Source organism: Nodosilinea sp. AN01ver1 (assembly GCF_050565655.1).
Lineage (GTDB): Bacteria > Cyanobacteriota > Cyanobacteriia > Phormidesmidales > Phormidesmidaceae > Nodosilinea.
In genome coordinates, this window is the sequence record NZ_JBNXVS010000012.1 from 53838 (window position 1) to 79553 (window position 25716).

The window sequence follows — 25716 nt, forward strand, 5'->3', positions numbered from 1 at the left end:
AGCTCAGTTCAGTATCTGAATTTTTCTACAGCCAAAATTTAGACTTCAATCTTAGTTGCATAGAAATAACCTCTAGGCTGGATGAAAATAAGATGTGTTGCTGCTCGGGAGTGATTTCATCCTGATTTCATACTTCTCTCGTAAATCTGTTCGTAAGTATCTTGGCGTTGGGTTCTCCTGGTCACTCAGGAAAAAGACCTACAGACAGATCCCCTGGTACTCACGTCAGTCAATAAGGGCGCAACCATGAACCACGACCACGCGACACAGCATGATCACTCTGGAATGCATCATGGCACTTCAGAGCATGGTGCTGTTTCTAGCCACGACAAACATGCGGGGCACAGCCCTGGGATGTTCAAAAAGAGGTTTTGGGTCTCCCTGCTGCTAACCCTGCCAATTCTCTACTTCTCGCCGCAATTGCAGGGCTGGCTAGGCTACGAGGCGATCGCCTTTCCCGGCTCAACCTGGATTAACCCAGTCCTTGGCATTGCCCTCTACTTCTATGGGGGCTGGCCCTTTTTGCTGGGGGCATGGCACGAACTGACAAGCCAAATTGGCATGATGACGCTGATTGCCCTGGCGATTACGGTGGCCTTTGTCTACAGCCTGGCGGTTTCCCTGGGGCTAGACGGTATGCCCTTTTATTGGGAACTGGCCACGCTGATTGTGATTATGCTGCTGGGCCACTGGATTGAAATGGCCTCAGTGCAGGGGGCCAGTAAGGCTCTAGAAGAACTCTCGACCTTAGTACCCAGTGCAGCCCACCGCATGCGCAACGGCCAGATCGATGACGTTCCCGCCAGCGACATTCAGGTAGGCGACATCATTCTGATTCGCCCTGGCGAGCAGATTCCCAACGATGGGGAAATCATTGAGGGCAGCACCAGCGTCAATGAGTCGTTTTTGACCGGCGAGTCTAAGCCGGTACACAAACAGGTGGGCGATGAGGTGGTAGCAGGCTCCATCAACACTGATGGCTCTGTGCAGGTCAAGGTCACACGGGTGGGTGAAGACACGGCGATTAGCCAGATTATGCGGCTAGTGGAAGAAGCGCAGTCGTCGCGCAGCCGCTATCAGGTGTTGGCTGACAAGGTGGCCTACTGGCTCACCCTGATTGCGATCGCAGCGGGCACCCTGACCTTTATTGTCTGGCTCACCCTGAGCGACCTGGTGTTTGCCATTAACCGAGCGGTAACGGTGCTGGTCATTACCTGCCCCCACGCCCTGGGCCTGGCCATTCCTCTGGTGATTGCCAACTCGACCGGGCTAGCCGCCCGCAATGGAATTTTGGTGCGCAACCGCGACTCGATGGAGCGGGCCAAAGATATCAAAATCATGGCCTTTGACAAGACCGGAACCCTGACCCAGGGTAAGTTTGGCGTGCAGCAGATCGCGGTAGACGGCATGTTAGAAGATGAGGCCCTAGCGATCGCCGCTGCCCTCGAAAATCCCTCTGAACATCCCCTGGCCAAGGCCATTGTTGACTCGGCCCACCAGCGTCAGCTTGACGTGCCCCCCATGAACGACTTCCAAACCATCACCGGACGCGGCGTGGAAGGTCAGGTCAATGGGCAGACCTACCGAGTGGGTCGGCCAGAATGGGTACAGGAGCAAAACCTGGCTTGGCCAGAGCCCCTGCAAGCAGCGCTCGATCGGGCTGATGAGCGGGGCGAAAGTGCGGTGGTGCTGATGGCGCTCGATCGGGCGATCGCGGTGATTTCGATGGCTGACCGGGTGCGCGACAGCGCCCGCACTACTATCGATCGCCTGCACCAGATGGGCATTCAGGCGGTGATGATTACCGGCGACGCCGAGGCGGTAGCCCGTGCGGTGGCTGAGGATTTGGGCATCGATCGCTACTACGCCCGCGTACTGCCAGAAGACAAAGTCAACCGCATTAAGGAACTGAAAAAAGAAGCCCCCACCGCCTTCGTTGGCGACGGCGTCAACGATGCCGCAGCGTTACTGGAGGCCACGATGGGGCTAGCCATTGGGGCCGGAACAAACGTGGCGATCGAGTCGGCTGACCTAGTACTGATCGAAGACGATCCGCTCGATGCCGTCAAGGCGCTGGTCTTGGCCAAAAAGACCTACCGCAAGATGATCCAAAACTTGTTCTGGGCTACGGGCTACAACATCTTTGCCATTCCCCTAGCGGCGGGGGTACTGGCAACCTGGGGAATTTTGCTGTCCCCAGCGGTGGGTGCCCTACTGATGAGCCTTTCGACTGTGATTGTGGCGATTAACGCGGTGCTGCTGCGACGGGCGAAGCTGGCCTAGGGGTGTGCCTGAACTGGCGAGGGGGAGCTTAATGGTAAAGGTGCTGCCCTTGGAGACGGCACTTTTGACGTGAATGCTGCCGCCATGGGCCTGGGCGATCGCCAGCGCGATCGACAGCCCCAGACCCGCTCCACCGCTCTGGAGTAATCGATCTTTCTCGATGCGGTACGGTATTTGCACCGGCTCCAGCGCCACCCTCACCAGCCACGACCCCACCGCCGCAATCAGGGCCAGAGCCAGGGTAACCCTAAGGCCATCCCTGGGCCGGGCCATCCATCGTCTAAGGAGCCCGAGCCGAAGGGATAGAGATTTTCACCGTCATTTAGTTCAGGCGCTCACCGCCCGAGGGGTGCAGGGACAGGTAAAGGGTGAACCGGCACGTGTCGGCAGTCGCCGCCTACTGCAGGAGGCCGGGATCTCTTCTCAATCCCTGGAAGCAGCCCTAGCGGAACTGAATGCCTAGGGCAAAACCGCCGTGGCCATTGGCAACCAAGCCGCTAGGGTGATCGCCATTTCGGATACTGTCAAGGCCGATTCTAAAGCAGCCATTGCTACCCTCAAAGCCCAAGGCACTCAGCCAATGATGGTCGCGGGCGACAAAGTGGACGCCATCAGGCACCTACAACGCAAACACGGCAAGGTGGCCATTATGGTGACAACATTAACTACGCCCCGGCACTAACTCAGGCAGCTGTGGGCATTGCCATCGGGGCTGGGGCTGATGTGGCCATTCAGGCCGCCGATGTCACCCTGGTGCAGGAGGAACTCTCCAAGGTGAATACCGTGCAGAACCCGTTTTGAGCATCTATTTACAGTCTGTTAACGATTCCCATAGCGGCTTTAGGTCTGCTGCATCCGGTAATTGGGGTGGTGGCCATGGTCGTTAGTTCACTCTCGGTGATCGGCCCACTCAATGCTGGTGAAGCGACTGTAATTTGAGAAGTCATAATGAATCTCCATGCTGTCTACGGCACCCATGGGTGAGCGCTGGGCACGGCTTAGGTCGTTGAGTGATCGAGCGATGGATTTAGACAAGCAATGGCTGCTGGAGGGCATCTGGAGCGGAGCTTAGGGAGAGGTCTAATTTCAACAAAAAAGCCTTGCCATAGAGGCAAGGCTTTTTTGTACTTGGCAAACCTAGGTAGCGAAAATCGCTAGCCTCTCAACTTAGAACCGGAAGGTGGCGCGCAGGACACCCCAGAAACCAGTTTCATCGGTACCACCCAGGTTGGTATCCCCATAGATGAGGGCAGGAGTGATAGTTAGGAATTCGTTAAAGGGCACCTCGTAGTAACCTTCAATAAGAGTGGGGTTGTTGGTGGTACCACGCACCTGGGGTAGCTGACCACCGTAAACGCCTAGCTGAGCACCCTCAGCCAGGAAATCGTTGATGCCAAGACCAGCGGTCCAGCTAAAGTCGTTGCCGCCGTTGTAGGTTTGATACGCACCATGGCCAGCGATGAAGAATCTACCAAAGTCAAGGTTCAACAGACCAGCATAGGTGTCAGTACCACCGGGTAGACCACCTTGGAAGGTGATAGACCGGTCGTTGTGTAGGTAGGCAATACCAGCATCTAGAAAACCATCGCTCAGGAAGCTAAGCTGAGCAATGTAGCTCTGGTTGGCAGCAGCAAAGATACCAACCGCAGGACTGGTAGCCTGGGGATTAGTGGCTGATCCGTTGCCAGCCGTGTAACCAGCATCAAAAACGATGCTGTCAGTCAGGGCGATGCTGATACCAACACCAGCACCGTTGGAGCTACTGCCGCCGCTGGTATAAAAAGCTGGTTCTCCATATTGGGCGACAGAGGGGCCATCAAAAGGAACGATGGTGTCGGTGACCCAGTCGTCGCCCTGAAGACCACGGGCAGAAGCAGTTAGAGTGATGCGGTTACCAACGGGGAATCGGTAGTAGAAGTCGTCAACGGTTACGTTGTAGTCGCTACCCCGAGCGTTGGCCAAGCCACCGAGCACACCTGGGGAAATGGCGTTACCATCACCAGCCTGCAGGCGAATACGCAAGCGATCGTCGCCAGTGAAGCTGGAGTCGAAGTTTAAGCGAGCGCGGTTGGCAACGCTGGTGTTTGCTTCACCGGTAATGCCGTCAAAAGGGGTAACCAAATGAAAGTCAGCTTGCCCCCGCAGCTTGGTGGTGGTGGAGAATTGCTGAGCGCGCAGGGCAGCGGTTTCAGCTTCGAGAGCATCGACGCGACCACGCAGGGTAGCCAGTTCAGCCTGGAACTCTTCTTGCAGGCGACGGATGGTAGCTAGATCGTCGGGGTTGATGCCCGACTGAGCGATTAAGGTGGCAATGACATCCAAGCAGGAGTTCAGACCAGCAGCGAACTCGAAGCGCGTGAGGCTGCGTTGACCACGGAAGGTGCGGTCAGGGTAACCCTGAATACAACCGTAATTCTCCACCAGGCTTTGCAGCGCCTGGAAGGCCCAGTCGGAGGGCAGCACATCGGTCAGATCCGACACGCTGGTGATCTGAGCCAGTTGAATCGAGTCTTGGTTGAAGCTGTCCACTTGAACGGTGGCCGACTCAGCAGCGACAGCTGTACTAGAAACAGCCACAGCAACACCCCAGGCAGCGGGTACCGCTAGCAAAAATCGCCACATTAGTTTAGTCATTCGGGAATATCTCCTCACACTGGATAAAACTGGATAGCGTCGGTGGGTGGCATAGAGCCTCTCAATTTCGACGTATAGCTGTGGTCACCGAGATTAGGACAATCAGAAAACGTTCCACCATTAAAACGTTTCAACCTCTAGAGAGGTCATGCCTTAACTAGACTGGCCACAGCTATACCAGAAACATATAGGAAATCTGCGGCGGTAAAATGAGAGCCACTTGGAAAATAGCTGAGTGTCTAGTAAAGGCTGAATTAACGGATTAACAAGACGTTAAGAACCTATTTATAAAACCGTCAGAACAATATCTGTTTAACGCCATAAAACACATGATAAAAAGGTTATGCAAATCATAATGTGGGCGTGAGACTTATAAGAGGGGATCTAAAAATGCGGCTCTGAGACGATGGTGCAGTATGTATCATCGGCGTCGAATTTCTATGGCAAGACTCAGGCGGGCTCATAGCATATGTTGGATGTCCAGCGGAACATCCATAATTGGCTGAGGCAACAATAAGGATTAGGGAAGCGGGTAACTCCGACGATAGCGATAGGCCTTTGCTCTCACCCCTTATTCACCCAGAAAGTCAGCATATCCTCTGTATCAGAGGGTTTCGATGCATCTTCTCTTAACGAACCGGTGCCGCGAGCGGTAGCTTAATACTAAAGGTGCTGCCCTTTGAGACGGCGCTTTTGACGTGAATGCTGCCGCCGTGGGCCTGGGCGATCGCCAGCGCGATCGACAGACCCAGACCCGCTCCGCCGCTCTGGCGAGACCGATCTTTTTCGATGCGGTAAAAGCGATCAAAAATTCGGGGTTGATCGTCGGGGTGAATGCCCACTCCGGTATCTTCTACCGTAATCAGAGCGTGCTTATCTACGGCTCTAAGGCAAAGAATGACTTTCCCGTTGGCAGGGGTGTGCTGTAGGGCATTGCTGACCACATTCAGCACCAGACGGTAGAGCTGCTCTTCGTGACCAATCACCACCAGGGGCGGGGTTGCAGGCTGATCGAGCACTAGGCCAATGCCCTTGGCCATAGATAGCGCCGCCATCTCTTCCTCAATATCGCTCAGCACGTCTTGTAAGCAGCAGGCAAAGCCAGGGGTAGCAGTTTGGATATCGAGCCGCGACAAGAGCAGCAGATCGCTGACTAAGAGGGTTAGGCGATGGTTTTGGCGAGCAACCACCTGGAGTGTATCTCGCGCCTCCGCATCGGAGATGTCTGGCAGCCGAATCACCGACTCGGTGGTGGCTTGAACCGCCGCCAGCGGGGTTCTCAGCTCGTGGGCGGCATCTGCCGTAAACTGCTGAATGTTGCGGTACGACATTCGCACTGGCTTTAGCGCCACCCCCGCCAGCCACCACCCAGCGATCGCCGTGAGCGCTAGAACAATGGGTAGACCTAACGCCATATTCCAGCGAACCGTGGCGAGGTAGGCGGCAAAGTCATTGAGCGAACGGCCCACCACGACCCGGCCCACCAGTTGTTGATCATCGAGGGCATACAGGGGCAGAATAATCTGGCGGTAGGGCTGACCCGACCCATCGCGCAGGCTTTGCCAAAGGGCAGAAACATCAGGGCTGGGTAGTCCTGGGGGGTAGTCACCAGCGGTCGCAACTAATGCCCCATTAGTGCCTAGCACTCGGATATAGTAATTGCCGGAGTATAGGTCGCCGGGGTGATAGTGGTTCTGGCTGTGCTCAAAGGGGGCCAGGCAGGGATCCCCAGTTAGACAAAGGCTCGGCAGCAGTTCAGAGGAACCGCTCTCAATCTGATCGCCAGAGGTGAGAGATTTCTCTAGGTTGTCGTGAACGGCTTCAGCGACCGATTTTAGCTCGCGATCGGCGGCTACCCGATGGGCGTGGGCGATCGCCTCGTACATGCCCAAAGCACTGATCGCCAGCACGACGGCCATGACGCCGGTATACCAACCCGTGAGCTGCCAGCGGCTGCGGCGAAACAGTCTATTCAGCTTTGAACCGGTATCCCATGCCATAGACGGTTTCAATCATATCGTCATAGCCATACTGCCCCAGCTTACGGCGCAGCAGCCGCACCTGGGCCGCCACCACGTTGCTGATGGGCTCTGCGCCAAATTCCCACAGCTGGTTGAGCACCTGCTCTTGGGTGAGAATTTGGTCGGGGTGCTCCATCAAATATTGCAAGAGCTGAAACTCTTTTTGGGTCAGTTCAATCGCCTGCTCGGAGGCGGTATCACTGTGCAGCAGGGCAATTCTGCGATCGCAGTCCAGCGTCAGCGGCCCAACGTGAATCTGAGCTGGCTTGAAGTCAGCGGGGCGGCGTCTCAAGGCCCGCAACCGGGCCAGCAGCTCATCCATGCTGAAGGGTTTGACCAGATAGTCATCGGCCCCGGCATCGAGCCCGGCAATCCGGTCTTCGATGCGATCGTTGGCGGTCAGCATGAGAATCGGCAGCGCATTCTGCCGTGCCCGTAGCCAGCGACAGATCTCTAGCCCCGTTAGCCCTGGCAGCATCCAGTCAAGTACTCCAAGCACGTAGGTGACAGTGCTGCTCTCCAGATAGGTCAGCGCTTCATCCCCAGACTGCACCCAGTCCACCACGTAGGCTTCTTGAGTTAGCGTGCGCTTAATCGCTCGCCCCAAGTCGGGCTCATCTTCGACCAGCAAAATACGCATTGATAGTGCTCAAGCTACCGAAAAAAGGGTGGCAGCCAGTGGTTATCCTCTCCAATCTAAGACCGTAACATCTGACTATGAAACCAGGATGAAATTACTATGCCAAAGAGCCTGTCACCCCGGCGGCTCATTTAGCCAATCTCATAAAGCTCTGATTGGAGATTGTGATGAAAGTGAAGATGGCTGTGAGCATCTCTAACCTTTTGATTGCGCCTGTGGCGATGCCAATGCTCTTCATCGTGGAAGTGTTGATGGTCGTGCCACAGCCCACTGGGCCACTCGGGCTGTGCAATGGGTCGGAAAACGAGTTGAGCAATACTCCAAACCGCTACACCAATTAGACTGCTCCCCAAAAAAGTAGCCGTAGAAAAATGGCTCCCCATCCATCCTGCCAGGGGATAAGAGAACGCCCACCACAGATGGCTCCAGGCAAAGTGGGCACCGTAGACTCGACCTTGAATATCGACAGCTACCCGATCGGCAATTAAGGTTTGGGTCGGCACATTCACCAGGGTTTGCCCTGCCCCGGCGACAGCCCACAGCAGCAGTAGCCCGCTCAGGCTAACCCAATTTGCGGGTAAAAGAGCCAGGGTAATCAGAGCCGCCCCCAGGCCAGTGAGTACCGTCTGTTTCGGCCCAGGGTTGACGGTGCCTAGACCAATGGATGCCAAGGTTGCCCCTATACCAAAGGCGGCCATAACCCAGCCATACTCCAGCTTGCCCATTTGAAGAGTGCCCTGGACATACCCGACGGTGTTGACCAAGATGGCAGCCCCGGCGATCGCCGCCACCAACTGCATGACTAAGGCATATCTAATCATTGGATCATTGAGTAGACAGGTGGTGCCCAGGCGAATATCCTGGAGCGTCCTGCGAACTGTTCTAGCCTCCTGCGGTTGCTGCGTGACCATCAGTTGCCCTGGCAGAGTAACGATCAAAATGGCAGCGGTCAGAAACGTGATGCCATCTAGAAAAAATACCTGCCGGGTACCCACAAAGGCGGCAACGCTACCGGCTAAACCGGGGCCAAGTACGCCTAAAAGCTGATAGGTAGCACTGGAAAGGGCGATCGCCCTGGGGTACTCCTCAGATGTCGCGATCAAGGGAATAGTGGCGGTGTACGTGGGCGTAAAAAAGGCAGAGAACATGTTCAGGGCCAACACGATCGCGTAAATTTGCCAGATCTGGGTGACAAAGGGCAGCAGACACACAATTACCATCCGCGCCAAATGGGTGATGACCATAATGCGTTTGCGGTCAATGCGATCAGCGATCGCCCCCGCTAGCGGCGACAGCACCACGTAGGCCACAACTCGCAGGGTCAGCGCTCCTGACAAAATCAGCCCAGCGTTTTCGTTTGCCAACTCAAAGGCAAGTAGCGCTAACCCCAGCCAAGTCAGGGCATCACCAACCAGGTTAATGGTCTGGGCCGCGTAGAGGCGAGCAAAGGTAGGATTTCTAAGACACTGTAATAACCGAGGAGTTGGAATCATGGGGCTTAAACAAGCTCATAAAGCTTACGGCAAAACTTGGATTACAATTCTAGGATATCCCCCCTGGGGGCATTTTTTAGGAGTTGAAAGATACATTCATGATGGCGAGCATTTCATCATTCTTTCATCGCCTGGAAAAGCAATTTAAAAGTCCAAGCGAAGTCATCCGCTTTAGATCTGAAATTCAATTCCGCAGCTCTTCACTGAGTAGCTGTCGATAGAGACTAGGCAAATAAGGTGTCATCGAGTTATCCTCAATGCCGTTGCCCAGACTTGTCCAAACATTAGATAGTTCAGTCAAGACTTCTTCAACTCGATCTTCTTTAAGCAAAGCTAAAATATCAATATTCCATTGATGATGATCACTGAGCCAGCGATATACCACAATATCCTGATACTGTGGCTCGAAGCTGTAGGTCATTCCATGATTAGTCTGGTGGGGATGTGGGTGATACTTGACGGCTTTCTCTATCCAGGTAGAAGTCAGGAATTGATATCGCCCAGCCGCCGTTGAGCACTGACCTTGGTTTGGGCCAGTTTTAATTGGCCTACATTGGTTGGGGTGTTGTCCTAAATCATGGACATGTTTACTGCCATACAAAAGAAAATAAGAATTTTTGCTATTTGACTCACTGGCCGAGATAGTTAACATCAGTGCTCGAATGTACGGATCACCGTCTGACATAGCTAAATCAGGTAGCTGCCCGAGTAAAGGTGATTGAAACCGAAGATGACTCCCCGGCTGTTCCAGAACAAGACCGATAATGAGGAATAATCCCAAAATAGGGAAAAGGGGCCAATATTTTTTAAGGCTAGAGGATTGAAATCGAAATCCTCTCTTTTTAAGAGGCGATGATTTTGTTGTAGGTAAAGAGCTGTCTTGTGTCATAAATTTTTGGCTCAAACAGTTTGAAGTGATGAGTAAAAAATGCGCGATCTCATTTTTCGACAAGGTGACGAGATCGCGCATCTAGCTCATCTTCACTAACTACTGCCTTGCCCCTATGGTAGAACCCGCCGCCGCATTGACAGCGATCGCAACCTCCAAGGCAGTTTGCTTTCGTTTTGGCATCAGCCACTTACCAAACTTGGCGTAGATCGCCGGGATCACCAGCAGCGTCAGAGCGGTGGAGGTGAAGAGGCCACCCAGCACCACGATCGCCAGCGGTTGCAGAATCTCATTCCCAGCCCCGCTGGCGATCGCCAGGGGCAGCATCCCCAACGCCGAGGTCAGCGCCGTCATCAAAATGGCGTTGACCCGGTCAAGCGATCCACCAACTATCACCTCCTTGAGCGGTAATCCCTGGGCGAATTTGCTGTTGTAGTTATCGACCAACAGCAGGCCATTGCGCACGGCCACACCGAACAGGGTAATGAAGCCAATCAGCGAGGCGATGGACATCACGCCGCCGGTCAGCAGGATGGAGATAATGCCCCCCACCAGCGCCAGGGGCAGGTTGATCATGATGGCAACCGTAGCGGGCAACGACTTAACCGAGAAGAACATCAGCACGGCGATCGCGATCGCCGCCAGAATGCTGTAAATCAGCAAGCTGCTGGTGGCCCGCTGCTCTGACTCAAACTGGCCCCCGTACTGGATGAAGTAACCGTTGGGCAATTGCACATTCTGCTGAATCTGGGCTTGAATATCGCCCACCACGCTGCCCAGGTCGCGCTCGGCCACGTTGGCCGAGACCACAATCAGCCGCGACACATCTTCCCGATTCACCACATTCGCCCCCATGCCGTAGTCAACGGCGGCCACATCCCCCAGAGAAATCGTCTCGCCCGTGGGAGTAGCAATGGGGATAGCGCGAATCGCATCCAGGTTGTTGCGGGCCGACTCTTGGAGACCGACGGCAATATTGACCAACTGCTGGTCTTCCGGCACCTGGGAGACCACCCGACCGTTCAGCGCCGTTTCTACCACATCGGAGATCGCCGCCATGCTGAGACCATAGCTCGCGGCTGCGGTGCGATCGTACTGGATCTGCACCTGGCGAATGGGCAACTGCGGCTCTAGCTGGAGGTCAACGACCCCTTCAATCGGTTCAATAGTGTCGCGTACTTGCTCCCCAATGCGGCGCAGTTCTGCCAGGTCGGGGCCAAAGATTTTGATGGCGATCGCACTTCTCACCCCCGACAGCACCTCATCCATGCGGTGGGAGATAAACCCGCCAATGTTTGGGGCTACCCCCGGCAGCGCCAAAAACGCCTCCCGCAGTTGTTGCACACTGGCCTCCCGGTCTTCCAGGGCCAGGTCGCTGAGTTCAATATCGACGTGGGCCATATTCACCCCCGCTCCATCGGCATCACCAGGGGCGCGCCCCGCCCGCACCTGCACCCATTCGTAGAGGGGGTTATCTTGCAGCGTTGTGGCCAGCGCTATCCCCGCCCGATGGGTGATATCCAGCGACACACCAGGGAACAGCACCATGGAGTTAACCAGGGATTTTTCCTGAAATTCCGGCAAAAACACCCGCCCTAAGGACGGCACAATTGCCATAGCTGCCACCAGCGCCGCCAGCGCCAGCGCCAGAATGAGCTGGGGTGCCCGCATCGACAGGTTTAGCAGCGGACGGTAGAGCCGCTCCGCCCAGCGCGATACAAACGTCCCCTCCTGGGGCAGGGTTTGGTTAGCCAGCAAAATGGCACAGAGGGCGGGCGACAGGGTCATCGCCACCAGGGTAGAGGCAGCAATGGAAAGCAGATAAGCCAAGCCCATCGGCGCAAAAATTCGCCCTTCTACCCCGGTCAAACTAAAGATCGGCGCAAACACCACCACGATAATCACCGTGGAAAAAATTACTGCCAGCCGTACCTCTACCGAGGTGTCGTACACAACCTGGAAGGGGTGCTTGGGGTTGCCCTGGGCCTGGTTAGTGCGCAGACCGCGATAGCAGTTCTCCATATCCACAATCGAGTCATCGACCACCGAGCCAATGGCCACCACCAGACCGCCCAGGGTCATAGTGTTGATGCCCAAACCAAAGGCTTTCATGAACATCAGGCCAATCAGCAGCGACAGGGGAATGGCACTGAGGGTGATGATCGCCGTGCGCCAGTTCATCAAAAACAGCAGCATGATGACTGACACAATGATGATGCCCTCAATCAGCGAACCGCTGACGTTGCCAATAGCAGAGTCGATAAAGTTTGACTGGCGAAAGGTGCGGGCCATCTGCACGTCGGTCGGGAAGGTGCGCTGCAAATCGGCAATCACCGCTTCCACCGCCTGAGTCACCGTGGGTGTATCCACGTCCGGCTGCTTGTTGATCATCAGCACGATGGCGGGAGCACCATTAAAGCTGGCATCGCCTCGCTTCAGAGCGGCCCCGGTCTGCACCTCGGCCACGTCTTGCAGCAGAATGGGTTCGCCATTTTCGACCTTGACCACCGACTGCTGAAGGTCGTCAATTGACTGCACCTGGCCCAGGCCGCGCACCAGCAGCTCTTGGCCACCGCCGATCAAAAAGCCGCCAGGGGCGTTGGAGTTCGCGCCACGGGCCGCGTCGGTGACCTCATTGAGGGCCACATTGCGATCGCGCAGCTGCTCCGGATTCACCAAAACCTGCTCCTGCCGTTCGTCACCGCCGTAGACGGTCACCTGCGTCACCCCCGGCACCGACAAAATCTGCTGGCTGAGGGCACCGTCTACCAGGCGGCGCAGATCCAGCATTGAGGTCTGGCCCTGGCCATTGAGCGTAAAGGAATACATCAAAATCGTGCCCAGGGGCGAGGCCAGGGGCGATAGCTCGGGGGTGTGAGCACCCGCTGGCAGCTGGCTGCTCACCTGTTGCAGGCGTTCGGTGACCAACTGCCGCGCCTGGGCAATATCGGCCTCTTGGTCAAACACCACCTGCACCATCGATAGGCCCACTTTTGACGAGGAGCGCACGGTGGTTACACCGGGCAGGCCGTTCACTGCGCTTTCGATGGGCACGGTAATTTGGGTTTCCACTTCTTCGGGGGCCAGGCCAGGGGCCTCGGTATGGATATCGACCTGGGGCGGCGCAAACTCGGGAAACACATCCAGCGGCATTTGGGTGAGGCTGAAAATGCCCCAGATTGTGACCGCAATGGCAGCGGCCACGATAAACCACCGCTGGGCAATGGAATTTTTGAGGGTCTGGTTCAGAAGTGAGTTAAACATCTAAGTAATATCTGAGAAAAAGATACCGTCCGTCGCACCAGCGCATCTGTTGCATGGCAACCCCGATGGCGAGGCGACAACCTCCTGCTGGGGCATTGATTTGGAGCAGCAACCTGCGCTAGTAGTCCCCTCTTTTGCCGGAGTAGGTGCCATCAGAAAAGCGGCTCTTCTTTTTGCGACCGCTACTTAAAAAGGTCATTGCCCCAGTTACTACGGCAGCCGCTGATGTGACTCCGACTACAAGCGCCCACGGAAAGCCTCTGGAGGGTGCAACGGTTTCACTCGCTTGAGCTAGATCACCATCTGGGGGGGCCGTTTCACTGGACTGAGCGAGATTGCCAGTGGCATCGTGGCTGTGGGGAATGCCTTGGGCATCGGCCTGGGCATGGTTTTGAGGGGTAACGAGTGCCTCGGGGCTGGTAGCTGCATCAGCAGTTTGGGTTTTGCGTGATTCGGCATAGAGCGAGAGGCTGCCCTGGGTGACAAGCTGCTCCCCTACCGATAGTCCATCGGTAATTTCAATTAGGTCGCCCTGGGTCGCACCAGTCGTTACCGGCACTGGCTCATAAAAATTCTCGTACTGCACAAAGACAAGCTGTTGACCGGCATCGTCCACCAGGGCCGTCACCGGAATCAGTACGGCGGCGCTGCCATCGGCAGCAGACTTAATGGAGTTAACCTCGATCCCCAAGAGGGAGTCGGTCTCGGCCTTGACCTCGACCCGGTTGACGCCGCCTTCGGCCTGGAATTCATCGCCGTGGCCCACGTGGGAGATTGCGGCTTTGGGTACAGCTAGAAACAGAACGGTAATTAGAACGGCTTCTAGAAAAGGCTTTTGGGTGTAACGCATGGTTCCTCACTCCGAAATTTGGGTACGGTCGGTCGTAGTCTGCCAGAGACCAGATGAAATCGAGGTGAAACGGCGGGTCGTTCTGTAAGATCAACGTCGTGAACTGTTGTACCCCGACGCTATGCGAATTTTGCTGGTGGAAGATGAGGAGGATTTGGGACTGGCGATTAAGCAGGTTTTGATGGGTGAGAAGTATGTGGTGGACTGGGTGACCGATGGTGCCCAGGCCTGGTACTGCCTCGAAAACCAGTGGACGGACTACACCTTGGCCATTGTTGATTGGCTGTTGCCCGAGCTGTCTGGGCTGGAGCTATGCCAGCGGCTCAGGGCATACCAAAACCCTTTGCCGGTGCTGATGCTGACTGCCCTGGGCCAGCCCGAAAATCGCGTCACTGGGCTAGACGCCGGAGCCGATGACTATTTGGTTAAACCCTTTGTGATGGAGGAACTGCTGGCGCGGCTGCGGGCAATTCAGCGGCGATCGCCCCAGCTCCAGCCTCAGCAGTTGACTGTGGGCGCTTTTACCCTAGACGATGCCAACACCCAACTACAGGTTGAGCTACCCGGTCAACCTGCCCAGACCATTCCTCTCACTCTAAAAGAGTTTCAGGTGCTGACCTACCTGATGCAAAACTGCGATCGCATCATTCCCGGCAGCAAAATTCGCTACCAGCTGTGGGATCTTGACGACGAGCCAGTGAGCAATGTGGTGGCCGCCCAAATTCGCCTGTTGCGCCGCAAGCTGGCCAAGCATGGCTGTGCCTGCCCAATCGAGACCATTCCTGGCCAAGGCTATCGTTTCAACTCATCCCTGTAGCTACCCATGAATAGCCAACAACTCTTTCGTCGCAGTCGCACCCGCTTGGCCCTCTGGTATGCCGGGGTCATGGCGATGATTTTGAGTCTATCGGGGCTGGGGATCTACCGGGCGCTGATTCAGTCAAACTGGGCTGCCCTAGAGCGAGAAATTGAATCGATCGCCGGGACGCTCCACGACAGCCTAGAACCCATGCTGCCCCCGTCGGCAGACCCGACCGTTGTTTTGCAGCAAATTTTTCCGGATCTGTGTGTGGCAGGGCAGGTCTGTGTGCCCCAGCCTACCGTGATTCAGCGCCATACCATTGGCATTAGCGATCGCAGCAGCTACTACATTCGCCTGTTCAATCACCATGGCGAACTTTTGGCCTTTTCGCCCAATCAGCCCTTGCCCCTGCCCCAAACTGTGAACCCTGCCCTGTGGCAAACTCTACAAAGCGACAATGGCACTCGCTACCGCCAGTTCACCACCATTTTGCACAGTGCCGATGCCCATCCCACCAATACTGATGGCCATGATCATCCCTCCTGGGGGCACATGCAAATTGGGCGCACCCTGGCCCCCTTTGATGCTGAGGTGAAGCGTATTCAGTGGGTGTTAGCCATAGGGTTGCCCCTGGCTTTGGCCCTAGTAGCAGCCTCTAGCTGGTGGCTGGCGGGTCTGGCCATGCAGCCGATTTACCAGTCTTATCAACGGCAGCAGCAGTTTACCGCCGATGCCGCCCACGAGCTCAGGTCGCCTCTGGCCAGTTTGCTAGCCACGGTAGAAGCGATTCTGCGACTGCCACCAACCCTCCAGCAGGAGGTTACACCCATGCTCCAAACCGTAGAGCGCCAGGGCCGTCGCCTCAGCCACTTGGTCGGCGACTTATTGTTGCTGACCAGCCTGGAACAGGACGCCTCACCCAAATCGTTTAAACCCTGCTGTCTCAATGATTTGGTCGCTGATTTAACCGAAGAATTCTCGGAACTGGCCACCGTCTCAGATATCCACTTGACCAATCAAATTCCCGATGTCGAAATTTACGTTTTAGGACATGAATCTCAACTCTATCGACTCGTCTCTAACTTAATTGCCAACGCCATTCAGTACACCACCCCAGGCGGGTCGGTGCTGGTGAGCTTAGAGACTCGCGATCGCACTGCTATTGTTGCCGTCAAAGATACCGGGGTTGGTATTCCCCTAGCTGAACAAAACCGTATTTTTGAACGCTTTTATCGGGTCGATAGCGATCGCTCTCGCAAGACTGGCGGCACTGGGTTGGGGTTGGCGATTGCCAAGGCGATCGCCAAGAGCCATGGGGGGCAGTTAACCGTTGCAAGCCAACCCAGAGAGGGCAGTGTCTTCACCTTGCGATTAGCCCCTATTTCTCACTAGCAGAAGTTCCGAAGTACTGATAGACAGCAATTGGTTAAGGCTGTAGTGCCAGTTCAGGTTCAAAGTAGGCTGCCAAGACTTGTTTTACCATTGGCCCCGCGATCGAGCCACCGCCACCACCAGAATTTTCAGCAAAGGCTACGACAACAATTTCAGGGTTGTCAGCCGGAGCATAGGCCCCAAACCAGGCATGAGACTGACGCGGCGGGTCTTCGGCAGTACCGCTTTTGCCCGCAATGGGTGGCAGAGAAGAACTGTTTAACGCTTGACCCGTGCCCCGCACAACAACTGCCCTCAGTCCCTCCTGAATTACCTGTAACGTCTCGGTACTAAGATCGACAGACTGGCGCTGAGTCGATGCCTCTGAACCCTTTTTCAGATGTGGCGTAACCCGAGCACCACCATTGGCAATAGCAGCGAACATGACTGCCACCTGGAGTGGTGTCGCCTGAATCGCCCCCTGCCCTAGGGAGAAATTGACCGTGTCACCTGGGTACCAATCTTCGTTAAAAATTTTCTGCTTCCACGCCGCATCTGGCACCAATCCGTGCGCCTCTCCGCCCAGCTCAATGCCTGTCTTTTGCCCTAAACCAAACTTTCGTGCCCATCGAATGAGGGTCGTTTCACCCACACCCATACCTACGCTGCCAAAAAAGGTATTGCTACTGTTTGCCATCGCGCCAACAAAATCTAGTTGACCAAATCCCGATCTATTCCACTCCCAAAACTTGATGCCACCTAAATTAAGGTAGGGTGAAGTTTGCAATACAGTACTTCGAGAATAGCGACCCGACTCTAAAGCTGCTGTAGTAGTGACAATTTTGAACGTACTAGCAGGCGGATAGCCTTGCAAAGCACGATTGACAAAGGGAAATTTTTTGCTTTGAAGCTGCTGCCACTGGGTTGCGTTAATCTGGCTTGTAAACAAATTAGGATTAAACGCAGGATGACTAACCATAGCTAAAACTTCGCCTGTTTCGGAGGCAAGCGCAACGATCGCTCCTTCTCTATTTCCTAAGGCAGATTCCGCTGCTTTTTGCAAATCCAAATCTAAAGTAAGCTGTACGTCTTGCCCTGGCCGAGCCAATTTTTCGCCTAAAACGCGGACGACCTGCCCCGTCCCATCAATTTCAATCTGCTGCCCGCCGCGATCGCCACGCAACTGTTGTTCAAAGGCGGCTTCTACACCCATCTGCCCTACAACATCACCCAGGCGATACCCCTCATTGGTACGTTGTTGCAGTTCTTCTCCAGAGATTTCGCCGAGATATCCCAACGCATGCGCAGCCAATTCATTATTGGGGTAGTAGCGTACTGTTTCAGTGTTTACCACCACACCAGGAAGATCTGTCATACGTTCTTGAAATGCTGTTACTTGGGCAGGGCTAATATCCTGAGCAATACGAAACAAGAATGGAGATTCTTGATCGACTTGTTCTAACCGTTTTTGAATTTCAATTTCAGAAATACTAAGCAGCCGAGCAACCTGTTTGCGAGTATTTTCCCAGCTCGGCTCACGAACTGCAAATGCCCATACATATACTGCGTAAGATAGGCGACTTCCTGCTAGTTCCCGTCCATCACGGTCTAGAATTCTGCCCCGAGTAGGCTGATTAGAAATCAGGCGAATTCGATTATTAATAGCAAGTTGGTGGTAGCGGCTGCCTTCAACCAACTGCAAATAAAACAAACGGCCACCAATCACGCCCCAAAAAACTACAGAGAGAATCAAAATGATAAGCAGTGATCGAGGATGACTACCAACCCTGCGGCGTTCAAAGGAAGGGATTGTGTAACCCTTAGAGGTTTTACTATTGCGGGAGGTCAGAATCATACAGGTGAATCTAGTTGTCAGGATGAGAATCAGCTTTTCATTTTGTCAGTTGTGCGATGAAAACGAGATGAAATGCTGGTTCTTAAGCTCAACTACGAATAAGCAATCCGCACATTCTGGGCGTTAATATAGGAAATGATGTTGTCAGAAGGACAAGGACACTGGCGTGGCTGAAGTCAAGCTTTTAGATCAGGCACAGGCACCTGTCGAAACGCGATACTACGCCTGGCATTGGCATCACCAGTCAGCCACTATAGCCTACGACCTGCGCGGGGAAGGGCCGCCTATACTCTTGCTACCTGCCCTCAGCAGCATCTCTACCCGTGTCGAGCTCAATACTGTAGCGGCAACGTTGGCTCAGCACTATGAGGTGGTTACCCTAGATTGGCCAGGGTTTGGGGAGTCTGATCGCCCAGCCTGGCGAACTCGCCCAGCGATTTACCACGCCCTGCTGAAGGATTTTGTTCAGGATATCGTGCCAGGGTTGGCCGGGTTGGTAGCGGCTGGCCATAGTACGGGGTACGCCCTGGCCCTGGCTACCGACGGAAGTACCATACCCCAGTTACGAGCGATCGCGCTGATGGCACCAACCTGGCGTGGGCCACTGCCCACAGCGATGGGCAATCATCGCTGGGCCTATAGCCTGCTGCGTTGGTTAGTATGGTGCCCGGTGGTGGGGCAAGCCCTGTATGCCTTGAATGCTCACCCAACTTTTTTACGATGGATGATGAGTCGCCATGTCTACAGCGATGCCGCCCACATTACCCCAGAGCTGATGCAGGCTAAGCACCAAACAACCCAAACTAAGGGAGCCAGATTTGCCTCCGCAGCCTTTGTAACAGGGGGTCTCGACCCAGTGCAGCAGCGCACTGACTGGCTAGATTTGATGCAGGTGGTGACGGTACCTAAGCTGGTCATTGTTGGGCAACAAAGCCCACCCAAGTCTAAAGCCGAGATGGAGATGCTGAGCGCTATGGCCGGAGTGAAGTCTGCCATGGCACCAGGCTCTTTGGGTTTGGGAGAAGAATATTCGGAAGAAGCACTGGCCATTCTGCTGCCGTTTCTAGCCCGGCATTTGGCGGACTAATCTAATCACGCCTTAACGCCGTATTGAACGACATTTAGCGAGGGTGCTTCCATTATTTATGTGCTTTCTCAAAGAAGAATATACCGAGTCAGAATAGACATGACCTCGCCAGGATTGGGGGTAGGTAGGAGCGGGCTCCATATTCCCACTTCGGCATAGCCGAGCCCATAGAGATTATGGATGGTGCTCGTAACACCCCTCGGGGAGCCAATCAGCAGATGCCGTAACGGTTCTCGACCAGACGGAGCATCTTCAACCGCAATTGGTAAAAGAGCAGAGTGAGGATTCTGCGGGTAGTTTGCCGGAGGTCGAGTCATTGTGGTTCACCAAATGAGGAGTTATGGAGGGCGTTGAGAGAACTAAGCGCTCCAGGATGCTCAACGACCTTTGTCGCTTCAAGACCACAATAACTACAAGGTTGCTGTTAGGGCAACAAAATAATGCACGAGTGACAAGATTTAGTCTCGTTTTCGCTTCCGCTTTCGTTCCCAAATCTCTCGGAGGTGGGAGGGCTCATTCTCAAACTGACTCCAGAGAGCATGAACTTCGGCCAGCCGACGCTTATCCGCTTCGGATGGCTCGCGGCGATGCTCTCCCTGCGAGAACCAGTGGGCCACGGTGCTCTTAGAGCGCCCGCATAATTCCGCTAATTCGTCGTAGGTGACAACCCAGTACTCTAGGAACTCTTCCGGCTCCATTTGTCTCGAAATCCTAGCCTTGTAAGCCTTGAACAGTTCCCAGTGTCGTCTGGTTGGGGTTTTAGCGGCTATCATGGCAAGAACGTGAGCATGCACGGGTGACAACATTCAGGTTATAGTACGTCAATTTAGAACTGATCCGGTAGTTTGCCTTGAGGATATTTGGCTATTCCCTAGATCTTTGTGTAGCTCCTGCCGAATCAGGGCGAACCGCTGCACATCTGCCTGGGTTAGCCAGGACTCAATTTCGTAGAACGTTTGCCCACCCTGTCGCTGAGTCCGCAACGTGAGAATCGTCTCCGGCAGGTGGTGGGCATCGCCCCTGAACTCGATATTCAGATCGCGCCCCCGCTCCACAATTGTGTAGAACTGCTTGCCCTCAAACACTCGCTGCCCCCGGTGCTGCCCCTGGCAAAACCGCTCCAGGAGCAGCACCGCCGTCCCCGCAATCTGCTCCTGAGTCTGGCGGTCAACAACGGTCGGTGTTCTGGGGCGCGGTGAGGTCAAGTCAAGTCATTGATGAAAGGGTTGAGCCCCGCCATGATGGCGGCATCGTCGCCCAAGAACTCCCGCAGGGGCTGATCCACCGGCCCTGCGGCGGTCACCGTTTTGATGGGTGCTGCTGGGGCGGATGCCATAGAGCCATTAGCCGATGGTAGATGTCGTGGGTATGGCTTACCCAGTGGGAGAGCTGTCTTGGGTGGAGTTATCGAATCATCGAAGGCTTCCCACTCCGGCAGAAACCGTTCCTTGATCTCTAGAATCTGAGTCGTCAACTGCTGAATTGATCGCACAGCCTGCCGCCGAATTTCATCCTGGGGAGATTGAATGGCTGCCATGGCAAAAGGGCCATAGCAGCCATTCAGCGCCGATCGCATACGGGCATGGAGGTCGTGGCGAGACTTTCCCCGGCAATAACCAATCACCGCCACATCCAGCTCATCTCGGCTGGAGTACTGAATCCGGGCCTTTGTTTTGGAGGTTTGGGTCATTCCTTTGAGTCCTTATCGTTGCTGCGATTGGGTAGAGTTTGGCGCTAGCGGGTCTGGGTTGGATTGGCGCTGTACATGAACGTTTTGAACAACCCATAGACATCGGCCCAGCGGACGCTGGTGATCAAGTCGGGTTCTGCCGTACCCTCCTGGCCTCGCAGCACGTCGGTCATCTCCTGTCGCAGGGCCTCGGCCCAGGTGATCTGCTGAGTAAGCCCGCGCTGGTCAAAAAACTGCTCCAGCTCTGGCCTAATAAAGTAGGCGGCACCCCCGCCGACAATTACCTCTACTTCAGCCGAGGGCAGCCACTCCACCAGAAACTGATTCACCCGATCTAGATAGAACTCCCGAGCATAACTACAGGCCCTGGTCAGATCGAGAGCTTCCTTACGGCCTGGGACGTGGAAGGTAGGATGGTCTTGAAGGATTGCTTCCAGCAGAGCCGGATCATCAGGAGCGACACCCGGCAGTTCGGTGGCACACTGCTTTAGGTATTCCACGAACCCTGGCCCCTGGGAGGTGCTGTTGGTTTCCTGGGGTGTGCTGCCCTTCTCGAAGGTGAGGATAGAGAGATTGCGGTGGCCGAACATGAGGACGACGACGGTAGAATCGCGAATTCCCACCCCAGCCCTCGCTAGCTGTAATCCCTTCGCCAAGTAGAGCCCAGCTCCTTCTGGCTGCATCTCAACGCGCTCTAGTTGCCCAAACAGAGACCGGCCCCGAAAGCTGAAGTCTGAAATAGCTCCCAGAATCTGAGCCTTCAACTCCTTGCGGTCTTGCCAATATTCTTCCAGCGGCAGCAGCAGACCCAGCTGAGCGGTGAACTCACAACCCGAGGTGTCGAAGTCCTGGGTGACCAAGGTTTTCTCAGCGATGACGCCGAGGGTAGCCAGGATTTTGTAGACAGCGCGATCGCGCTTCGGCAGAGCCAGACCCGAGTCACCTTTTTGGGCGATCGCCAACGCCCCAATGGCATAGGCACTATTGCCCACCATCACATAGGCACTGTCCTCGGGTTCCTGGCTGGTCAACCCGCCCAGCATTAGTCGATCAAGCCGCGCTGGGTTCAACCGAGCCACCTGGGGGTCGAGGTGCAGCAGGTAGGGCTGGCCCTGCCAGTAGAGACACTTGGTGGCAGAGCTGCCCATGTCGATATAGGTCTGGATGATCTGGGTCATAGTTTGAATGCCAATGACAGCGTTTAATCAACATCCTGAAGAGCAAAGAGGGCCTTCAATTCTGTTGATGAATATCTGTATTCTGAATCGCCGGTTTTATTCACGACTTAATAACGACTGAATTGTTATCTTCAGCAAAATCCATCATCGTTTTGATGACTGAAGAATTTCATTCACGACTTATTCACGACTTGATAACGACTTGATAACGACTTGTCTAGCTAGATTCTGGCAGAACTCTAGAATCACTGAATCATTCACGACTTGATAACGACTTAATCACGACTTGCTGGTTGGGGTCTTTCTATAAGAGACGAAAACCAATCACCTAAGTGATGAATAAAAACAAATTTTGCTGCTTGTTGGATTGATCAGAACTGGCAATATCTGTGGGCTACAACAGAGACTATTGCTCCCCCTCCCTTAGCACAAATGCCCCGGCAAAAGCCTGATGGGCTGCCCTGGGGGCTACGCCACTCCACTGCGTTTCGTCGCTCCGCGTTTCACACACCACGCCCAGCCCTGGGCCAGGGGGTTGCAGAAACCCAGCAATATCAAGGGTTCCAGGTATGGGAGCCAATGGCCGGTCGTTTACGAATTACTAACGAATTCACGGAAAAGCTCATGGGTAAAGGATTTAGCGTCTCGCTGCCCCTCGAAGAGGCGGCAATCGTCGAAAAAGAGGCCAATCGGCTGGGCCTACCCGCCGCCAGCATCATTCGCCTGATGATGCGCGACGGGCAGCAGCGCCGCGAACTGGAACGACAGGTGGATGATCTGAAGGCTCGGATGGAGCTGCTGCAAGTGCAGTTTCAGGGGCTCCAGATTTTGCTGGAGACCATCGCCCTAGAGCAGGCTAATGCTCGGGGGCCGCAGGCGCTGGAAAATCGCAAGGCGCTGATTCAGGAAATCCGCAAGCGCCAGGGTTTAGTAGAGGGCTAGGAGGTCAGCCATGCTCAGCCTGACGGTGATCAGCGCCAACCAGGGCGAAACATACTACACCGCCGAGAATTACTACACCAATGAAGAGAACCAGGCCCACTCGGGTTGGTGGGGCCAGGGGGCCAAGAGCCTGGGGCTATCAGGCCAGGTGCAGGGGGCCGACTTCAAGAACCTGCTCCATGGCTCCCATCCTCAGGGGCACCAAACTCTATCGGGTCGAAAGATTGACCCAGATCGTCATCGAGCCGGGCTGGATTTAACTTTTAGTGCGCCCAAGAGTATCAGCCTGGCGGCCCTGGTCGGGGGGAATGAAGCGATCGAGCAGGCCCATCGCACTGCTGTTACTCGTACCCTGGCTATCATCGAGGAGCGCTATGCCCAAACACGGGTGCGGACACCGGAGGGAAGGCAGGCAGTTGGCACCGGCAACCTGATCGTCGCCCAGTTCCACCACGACACCTCCCGCGAGAAGGATCCGCAGCTGCACACCCATTGCGTGGTGATCAATGCCACGCAGCTGAATGATGGTCGCTGGCAGTCGCTCCACAACGACACCCTCTTCAAGCAGCAAAAGCTGTTGGGGATGATTTACCAAAACGAGCTGGCGGTGGAGGTGCAGCGCCTGGGTTACGGCATTGAGCCCAGGGCCAACGGTCAGTTTGAACTCCGGGGGTATCAAGCCGAAGACCTCCAAACTTTCTCCAAGCGGCGGGAGCAGATTCTGGCAGCAGTAGAGGAGAATGCGACGGCCCAGGCGCGAGAGCTGGCGACGCTGATGACCCGAGCACCTAAGGGCAAGGAAATCCCCAGAGAAGAACTGCGCACCTACTGGCAGCAGCAGGCCCAGGCGCTGAAGCTGGAGCACCCTCAACCCCAGTTGATGGACTGGCAGAGCCAGCCGAAGCGGGCCACTCAAGCCGGGCTGACCCACTGCGCTGAGCGGGAGGCAGTGTTCCATCGCGAGCAAGTGGAGCGGTTTGCCCTGGAAAACCATCTGGGGCAGCAGCTCTTTGATGACGTGCAACAGACAGTGGACACCGATCCGGAAGTGATTCACACCCATGACCAGCGGCTGACTACCCAGACGGCGGTGCTGCGGGAGTTGGAGACCATTCGCACGGTATTGGATGGCCGAGGAGATGTGGGGGCGATCGCCTCGCCAGACTTGGTGGAAGCAAATCTGCGCAATCAGGGCCTGACCGAGGGCCAGGTGCAGGGGGTGATGTTGGCGGCCACCACCCGCGATCGCGTCATCGCCTGGCAGGGGGTGGCTGGGGCGGGGAAGAGCTATGCCCTGAATCAGTTTCGCCAGATTGCGGAGGCCCAGGGCTACACCGTTCGGGGCTTTGCTCCTAGTGCGGAGGCGGCGAAGGCCTTGGGCGACTCGGCTCAGATTCAGCCGGTGGAAACAGTGGCAGCATTGCTGTGTGCTCAACCAGTGGAACCGAACCCGGCTCAGCCTGAGGTATGGGTGGTAGACGAGGCGGGGCTCTTGAGTGCCAAGGATGCTTTGGCCCTGGTGACCAAAGCCCAGGCGCAGCAGGCCCGAGTGGTTTTGGTGGGAGATACCCGGCAGCTGTCGGCGGTGGAGGCGGGGAACCCGTTCAAGAGTTTGCAGCAGGCGGGGATGGCGACGGCCTACCTCACCCAGTCGTTGCGGCAGAAGAACCAGCAGATCAAGGCGGGGGTTGACCTGATTGCCGCTGGGGAAATTGCAGCGGGGGTGCGGCAGTTGAAGCCGTACATCCACCAGGTGAGTAGTCAGGAGGCGAGGGCAGCGGCGATCGCCCGCGACTATCTCGCCCTGGCTCCAGATGAGCGAAAGAAGACCTTGCTCTTGGCAGGCACCAACCAGGAGCGATTGGCGATTACCCAGCTGGTGCGAGAGGGCATGAAGGCAGAAGGCACCCTAGGCCAAGGTCTGACGGTAAAGCGGCTGAAGGCGAGGGATTTAACGGAGACCCAGGCCAGCTATGCCCACCATTTTCAGCCGGGGAATATGCTGATTCCCCAGGCCAGCTACAAGCGGCTGGGGTTAGAGAAGGGGCAGCGCTACGAGGTGCTGACGACGGATAGTCACAGTAATGGGCTGACGCTGCGGGGGCAATCCGAGGGAGCGTTGCAGGTGGATCCAGCCCAGATCCGGCGGAAGTCGGTCTATGAAGTGGAGGAGATGGAGATTGCGGTGGGCGATCGCCTGCGGTGGACGTGCAATGACCATGCCCTGGGGCGTCGCAATGGCCAGGAGTTTGAGGTGGTGGGGCTTGAGGAAGGGCAGGTACTGATGCGTTGGGGGCAAGGGGAGTTGGGATCCTTTGAGGGTTCGGAGCTAGCGCATCTGGACTACGCGCTGGTCAGTACTACCTATGCAGCCCAGGGCAAATCGGCGGAGCGGGTGATTGGGGCGTTGGATCGCCATGTGGCGCGCGCGAGCTTTTATGTGGCGGTGAGCCGGGTGAAGCGAGAGCTGCGGCTATATGCCTCGGAAGATTTGGATCGGCTGATCGAGCGGGTGGAGCGATCTAGGGCAAAGGAAAACCCTGGGGAGGTTACGGGTATCAGTAGTGGCCGCTCTCAGCCCACTGATTTGCCGCTACCGACCAATTTGAACAATTTAGTTGCTATGGCCAGCCAACAGGCAAACCTGGCCCACACAATGCATAACAACAGTTCCAACAAACAAGATGGAAGCTTGGAACGATAGGGGATTGGCCGAA

Annotated in this window: 21 protein-coding genes and 1 pseudogene; 8 read left to right on the forward strand and 14 right to left on the reverse strand. The window is 55.5% G+C overall.

The annotated features are described in order from the left end of the window. Positions 1 to 246 precede the first annotated feature (246 nt). Positions 247 to 2283 (forward strand): copper-translocating P-type ATPase, encoded by a 2037-nt coding sequence (locus ACQ4N7_RS11960; protein ID WP_035985538.1) that lies wholly within the window; start codon positions 247 to 249, stop codon positions 2281 to 2283. Here ACQ4N7_RS11960 and ACQ4N7_RS11965 read toward each other — a convergent pair. Next, positions 2212 to 2556 carry an ATP-binding protein gene (locus ACQ4N7_RS11965; RefSeq protein ID WP_072016012.1) on the reverse strand — a complete coding sequence of 115 codons (345 nt, stop codon included), beginning with the start codon at positions 2554 to 2556 and terminating at the stop codon, positions 2212 to 2214. The two genes, ACQ4N7_RS11960 and ACQ4N7_RS11965, sit on opposite strands and share 72 nt — an antisense overlap. A 190-nt stretch (positions 2557 to 2746) precedes the next feature. On the opposite strand from ACQ4N7_RS11965, the pseudogene ACQ4N7_RS11970 reads away from it, so the two are divergent. After that, positions 2747 to 3222: pseudogene (locus ACQ4N7_RS11970) on the forward strand (heavy metal translocating P-type ATPase); the annotation flags it as partial. 228 nt (positions 3223 to 3450) lie between these two features. On the opposite strand, the gene ACQ4N7_RS11975 reads toward ACQ4N7_RS11970, so the two are convergent. The 4 genes from ACQ4N7_RS11975 to ACQ4N7_RS11990 form a co-directional block, all read right to left on the reverse strand. Then, a complete protein-coding gene (locus ACQ4N7_RS11975; RefSeq protein ID WP_035985541.1) occupies positions 3451 to 4917 on the reverse strand; it encodes an iron uptake porin in 1467 nt (488 codons plus the stop codon). A gap of 629 nt (positions 4918 to 5546) precedes the next feature. Continuing rightward, positions 5547 to 6917 carry a two-component system sensor histidine kinase RppB gene (gene rppB, locus ACQ4N7_RS11980; protein ID WP_035985542.1) on the reverse strand — a complete coding sequence of 457 codons (1371 nt, stop codon included), beginning with the start codon at positions 6915 to 6917 and terminating at the stop codon, positions 5547 to 5549. Further along, positions 6886 to 7578, reverse strand: coding sequence for a two-component system response regulator RppA (gene rppA / locus ACQ4N7_RS11985; RefSeq protein WP_035985544.1), 693 nt, complete (start codon positions 7576 to 7578; stop codon positions 6886 to 6888). Before rppA (ACQ4N7_RS11985) ends, rppB (ACQ4N7_RS11980) begins: the two co-directional genes overlap by 32 nt. 131 nt (positions 7579 to 7709) lie before the next feature. Beyond that, positions 7710 to 9071, reverse strand: a complete 1362-nt coding sequence (locus ACQ4N7_RS11990; RefSeq protein WP_035985545.1) for an MFS transporter — start codon at positions 9069 to 9071, stop codon at positions 7710 to 7712. On the opposite strand from ACQ4N7_RS11990, the gene ACQ4N7_RS11995 reads away from it, so the two are divergent. Further along, positions 9070 to 9219, forward strand: a complete 150-nt coding sequence (locus ACQ4N7_RS11995; RefSeq protein WP_156119689.1) for a hypothetical protein — start codon at positions 9070 to 9072, stop codon at positions 9217 to 9219. The genes ACQ4N7_RS11990 and ACQ4N7_RS11995 overlap by 2 nt on opposite strands. 36 nt (positions 9220 to 9255) lie before the next feature. On the opposite strand, the gene ACQ4N7_RS12000 is transcribed toward ACQ4N7_RS11995, so the two are convergent. The 3 genes from ACQ4N7_RS12000 to ACQ4N7_RS12010 form a co-directional block, all read right to left on the reverse strand. Then, the gene (locus ACQ4N7_RS12000; RefSeq protein WP_225885246.1) at positions 9256 to 10041 is read right to left on the reverse strand and encodes a glycoside hydrolase family 24 protein; all 786 of its coding nucleotides are present in this window, start codon (positions 10039 to 10041) and stop codon (positions 9256 to 9258) included. Positions 10042 to 10059: 18 nt separating this feature from the next. After that, a complete protein-coding gene (locus tag ACQ4N7_RS12005; RefSeq protein WP_035985546.1) occupies positions 10060 to 13224 on the reverse strand; it encodes a CusA/CzcA family heavy metal efflux RND transporter in 3165 nt (1054 codons plus the stop codon). A gap of 118 nt (positions 13225 to 13342) precedes the next feature. Beyond that, positions 13343 to 14074, reverse strand: coding sequence for a cobalt transporter (locus tag ACQ4N7_RS12010; RefSeq protein ID WP_035985547.1), 732 nt, complete (start codon positions 14072 to 14074; stop codon positions 13343 to 13345). 121 nt (positions 14075 to 14195) lie between these two features. Between ACQ4N7_RS12010 and rppA (ACQ4N7_RS12015) the strand changes: the two genes are divergently transcribed. Beyond that, the gene (gene rppA, locus ACQ4N7_RS12015) at positions 14196 to 14891 is read left to right on the forward strand and encodes a two-component system response regulator RppA (RefSeq protein ID WP_035985548.1); all 696 of its coding nucleotides are present in this window, start codon (positions 14196 to 14198) and stop codon (positions 14889 to 14891) included. Positions 14892 to 14897: 6 nt separating this feature from the next. Beyond that, positions 14898 to 16268, forward strand: a complete 1371-nt coding sequence (gene rppB, locus ACQ4N7_RS12020; protein WP_035985549.1) for a two-component system sensor histidine kinase RppB — start codon at positions 14898 to 14900, stop codon at positions 16266 to 16268. A gap of 34 nt (positions 16269 to 16302) precedes the next feature. Here rppB (ACQ4N7_RS12020) and mrdA read toward each other — a convergent pair whose 3' ends face one another. Then, the gene (gene mrdA / locus ACQ4N7_RS12025; protein ID WP_052049946.1) at positions 16303 to 18102 is read right to left on the reverse strand and encodes a penicillin-binding protein 2; all 1800 of its coding nucleotides are present in this window, start codon (positions 18100 to 18102) and stop codon (positions 16303 to 16305) included. A gap of 166 nt (positions 18103 to 18268) precedes the next feature. On the opposite strand from mrdA, the gene ACQ4N7_RS12030 reads away from it, so the two are divergent. Then, complete coding sequence (locus ACQ4N7_RS12030; protein ID WP_035985550.1) at positions 18269 to 19189, forward strand: alpha/beta fold hydrolase; 921 nt, start codon at positions 18269 to 18271, stop codon at positions 19187 to 19189. Positions 19190 to 19257: 68 nt separating this feature from the next. Here the strand turns inward: ACQ4N7_RS12030 and ACQ4N7_RS12035 are convergent, their stop codons facing one another. From ACQ4N7_RS12035 to ACQ4N7_RS12055, 5 genes are all read right to left on the reverse strand, one after another. Continuing rightward, a complete protein-coding gene (locus tag ACQ4N7_RS12035) occupies positions 19258 to 19506 on the reverse strand; it encodes a hypothetical protein (RefSeq protein WP_072016013.1) in 249 nt (82 codons plus the stop codon). Between the two features lie 141 nt (positions 19507 to 19647). After that, the gene (locus ACQ4N7_RS12040) at positions 19648 to 19887 is read right to left on the reverse strand and encodes a hypothetical protein (RefSeq protein WP_035989033.1); all 240 of its coding nucleotides are present in this window, start codon (positions 19885 to 19887) and stop codon (positions 19648 to 19650) included. A 123-nt stretch (positions 19888 to 20010) separates the two neighbouring features. Then, positions 20011 to 20394, reverse strand: coding sequence for a hypothetical protein (locus ACQ4N7_RS12045; RefSeq protein WP_106920034.1), 384 nt, complete (start codon positions 20392 to 20394; stop codon positions 20011 to 20013). Then, the gene (locus ACQ4N7_RS12050; protein WP_035985552.1) at positions 20391 to 20879 is read right to left on the reverse strand and encodes a hypothetical protein; all 489 of its coding nucleotides are present in this window, start codon (positions 20877 to 20879) and stop codon (positions 20391 to 20393) included. The genes ACQ4N7_RS12045 and ACQ4N7_RS12050 overlap by 4 nt, the downstream gene beginning before the upstream one ends. A 44-nt stretch (positions 20880 to 20923) precedes the next feature. Beyond that, the gene (locus ACQ4N7_RS12055) at positions 20924 to 22057 is read right to left on the reverse strand and encodes a ParM/StbA family protein (protein WP_035985553.1); all 1134 of its coding nucleotides are present in this window, start codon (positions 22055 to 22057) and stop codon (positions 20924 to 20926) included. 624 nt (positions 22058 to 22681) lie between these two features. Between ACQ4N7_RS12055 and ACQ4N7_RS12060 the strand changes: the two genes are divergently transcribed. Continuing rightward, positions 22682 to 22999 (forward strand): hypothetical protein, encoded by a 318-nt coding sequence (locus tag ACQ4N7_RS12060; RefSeq protein ID WP_035985554.1) that lies wholly within the window; start codon positions 22682 to 22684, stop codon positions 22997 to 22999. A 10-nt stretch (positions 23000 to 23009) separates the two neighbouring features. Then, positions 23010 to 25703 (forward strand): MobF family relaxase, encoded by a 2694-nt coding sequence (mobF, locus tag ACQ4N7_RS12065; RefSeq protein WP_430711779.1) that lies wholly within the window; start codon positions 23010 to 23012, stop codon positions 25701 to 25703. Positions 25704 to 25716: the final 13 nt, after the last annotated feature.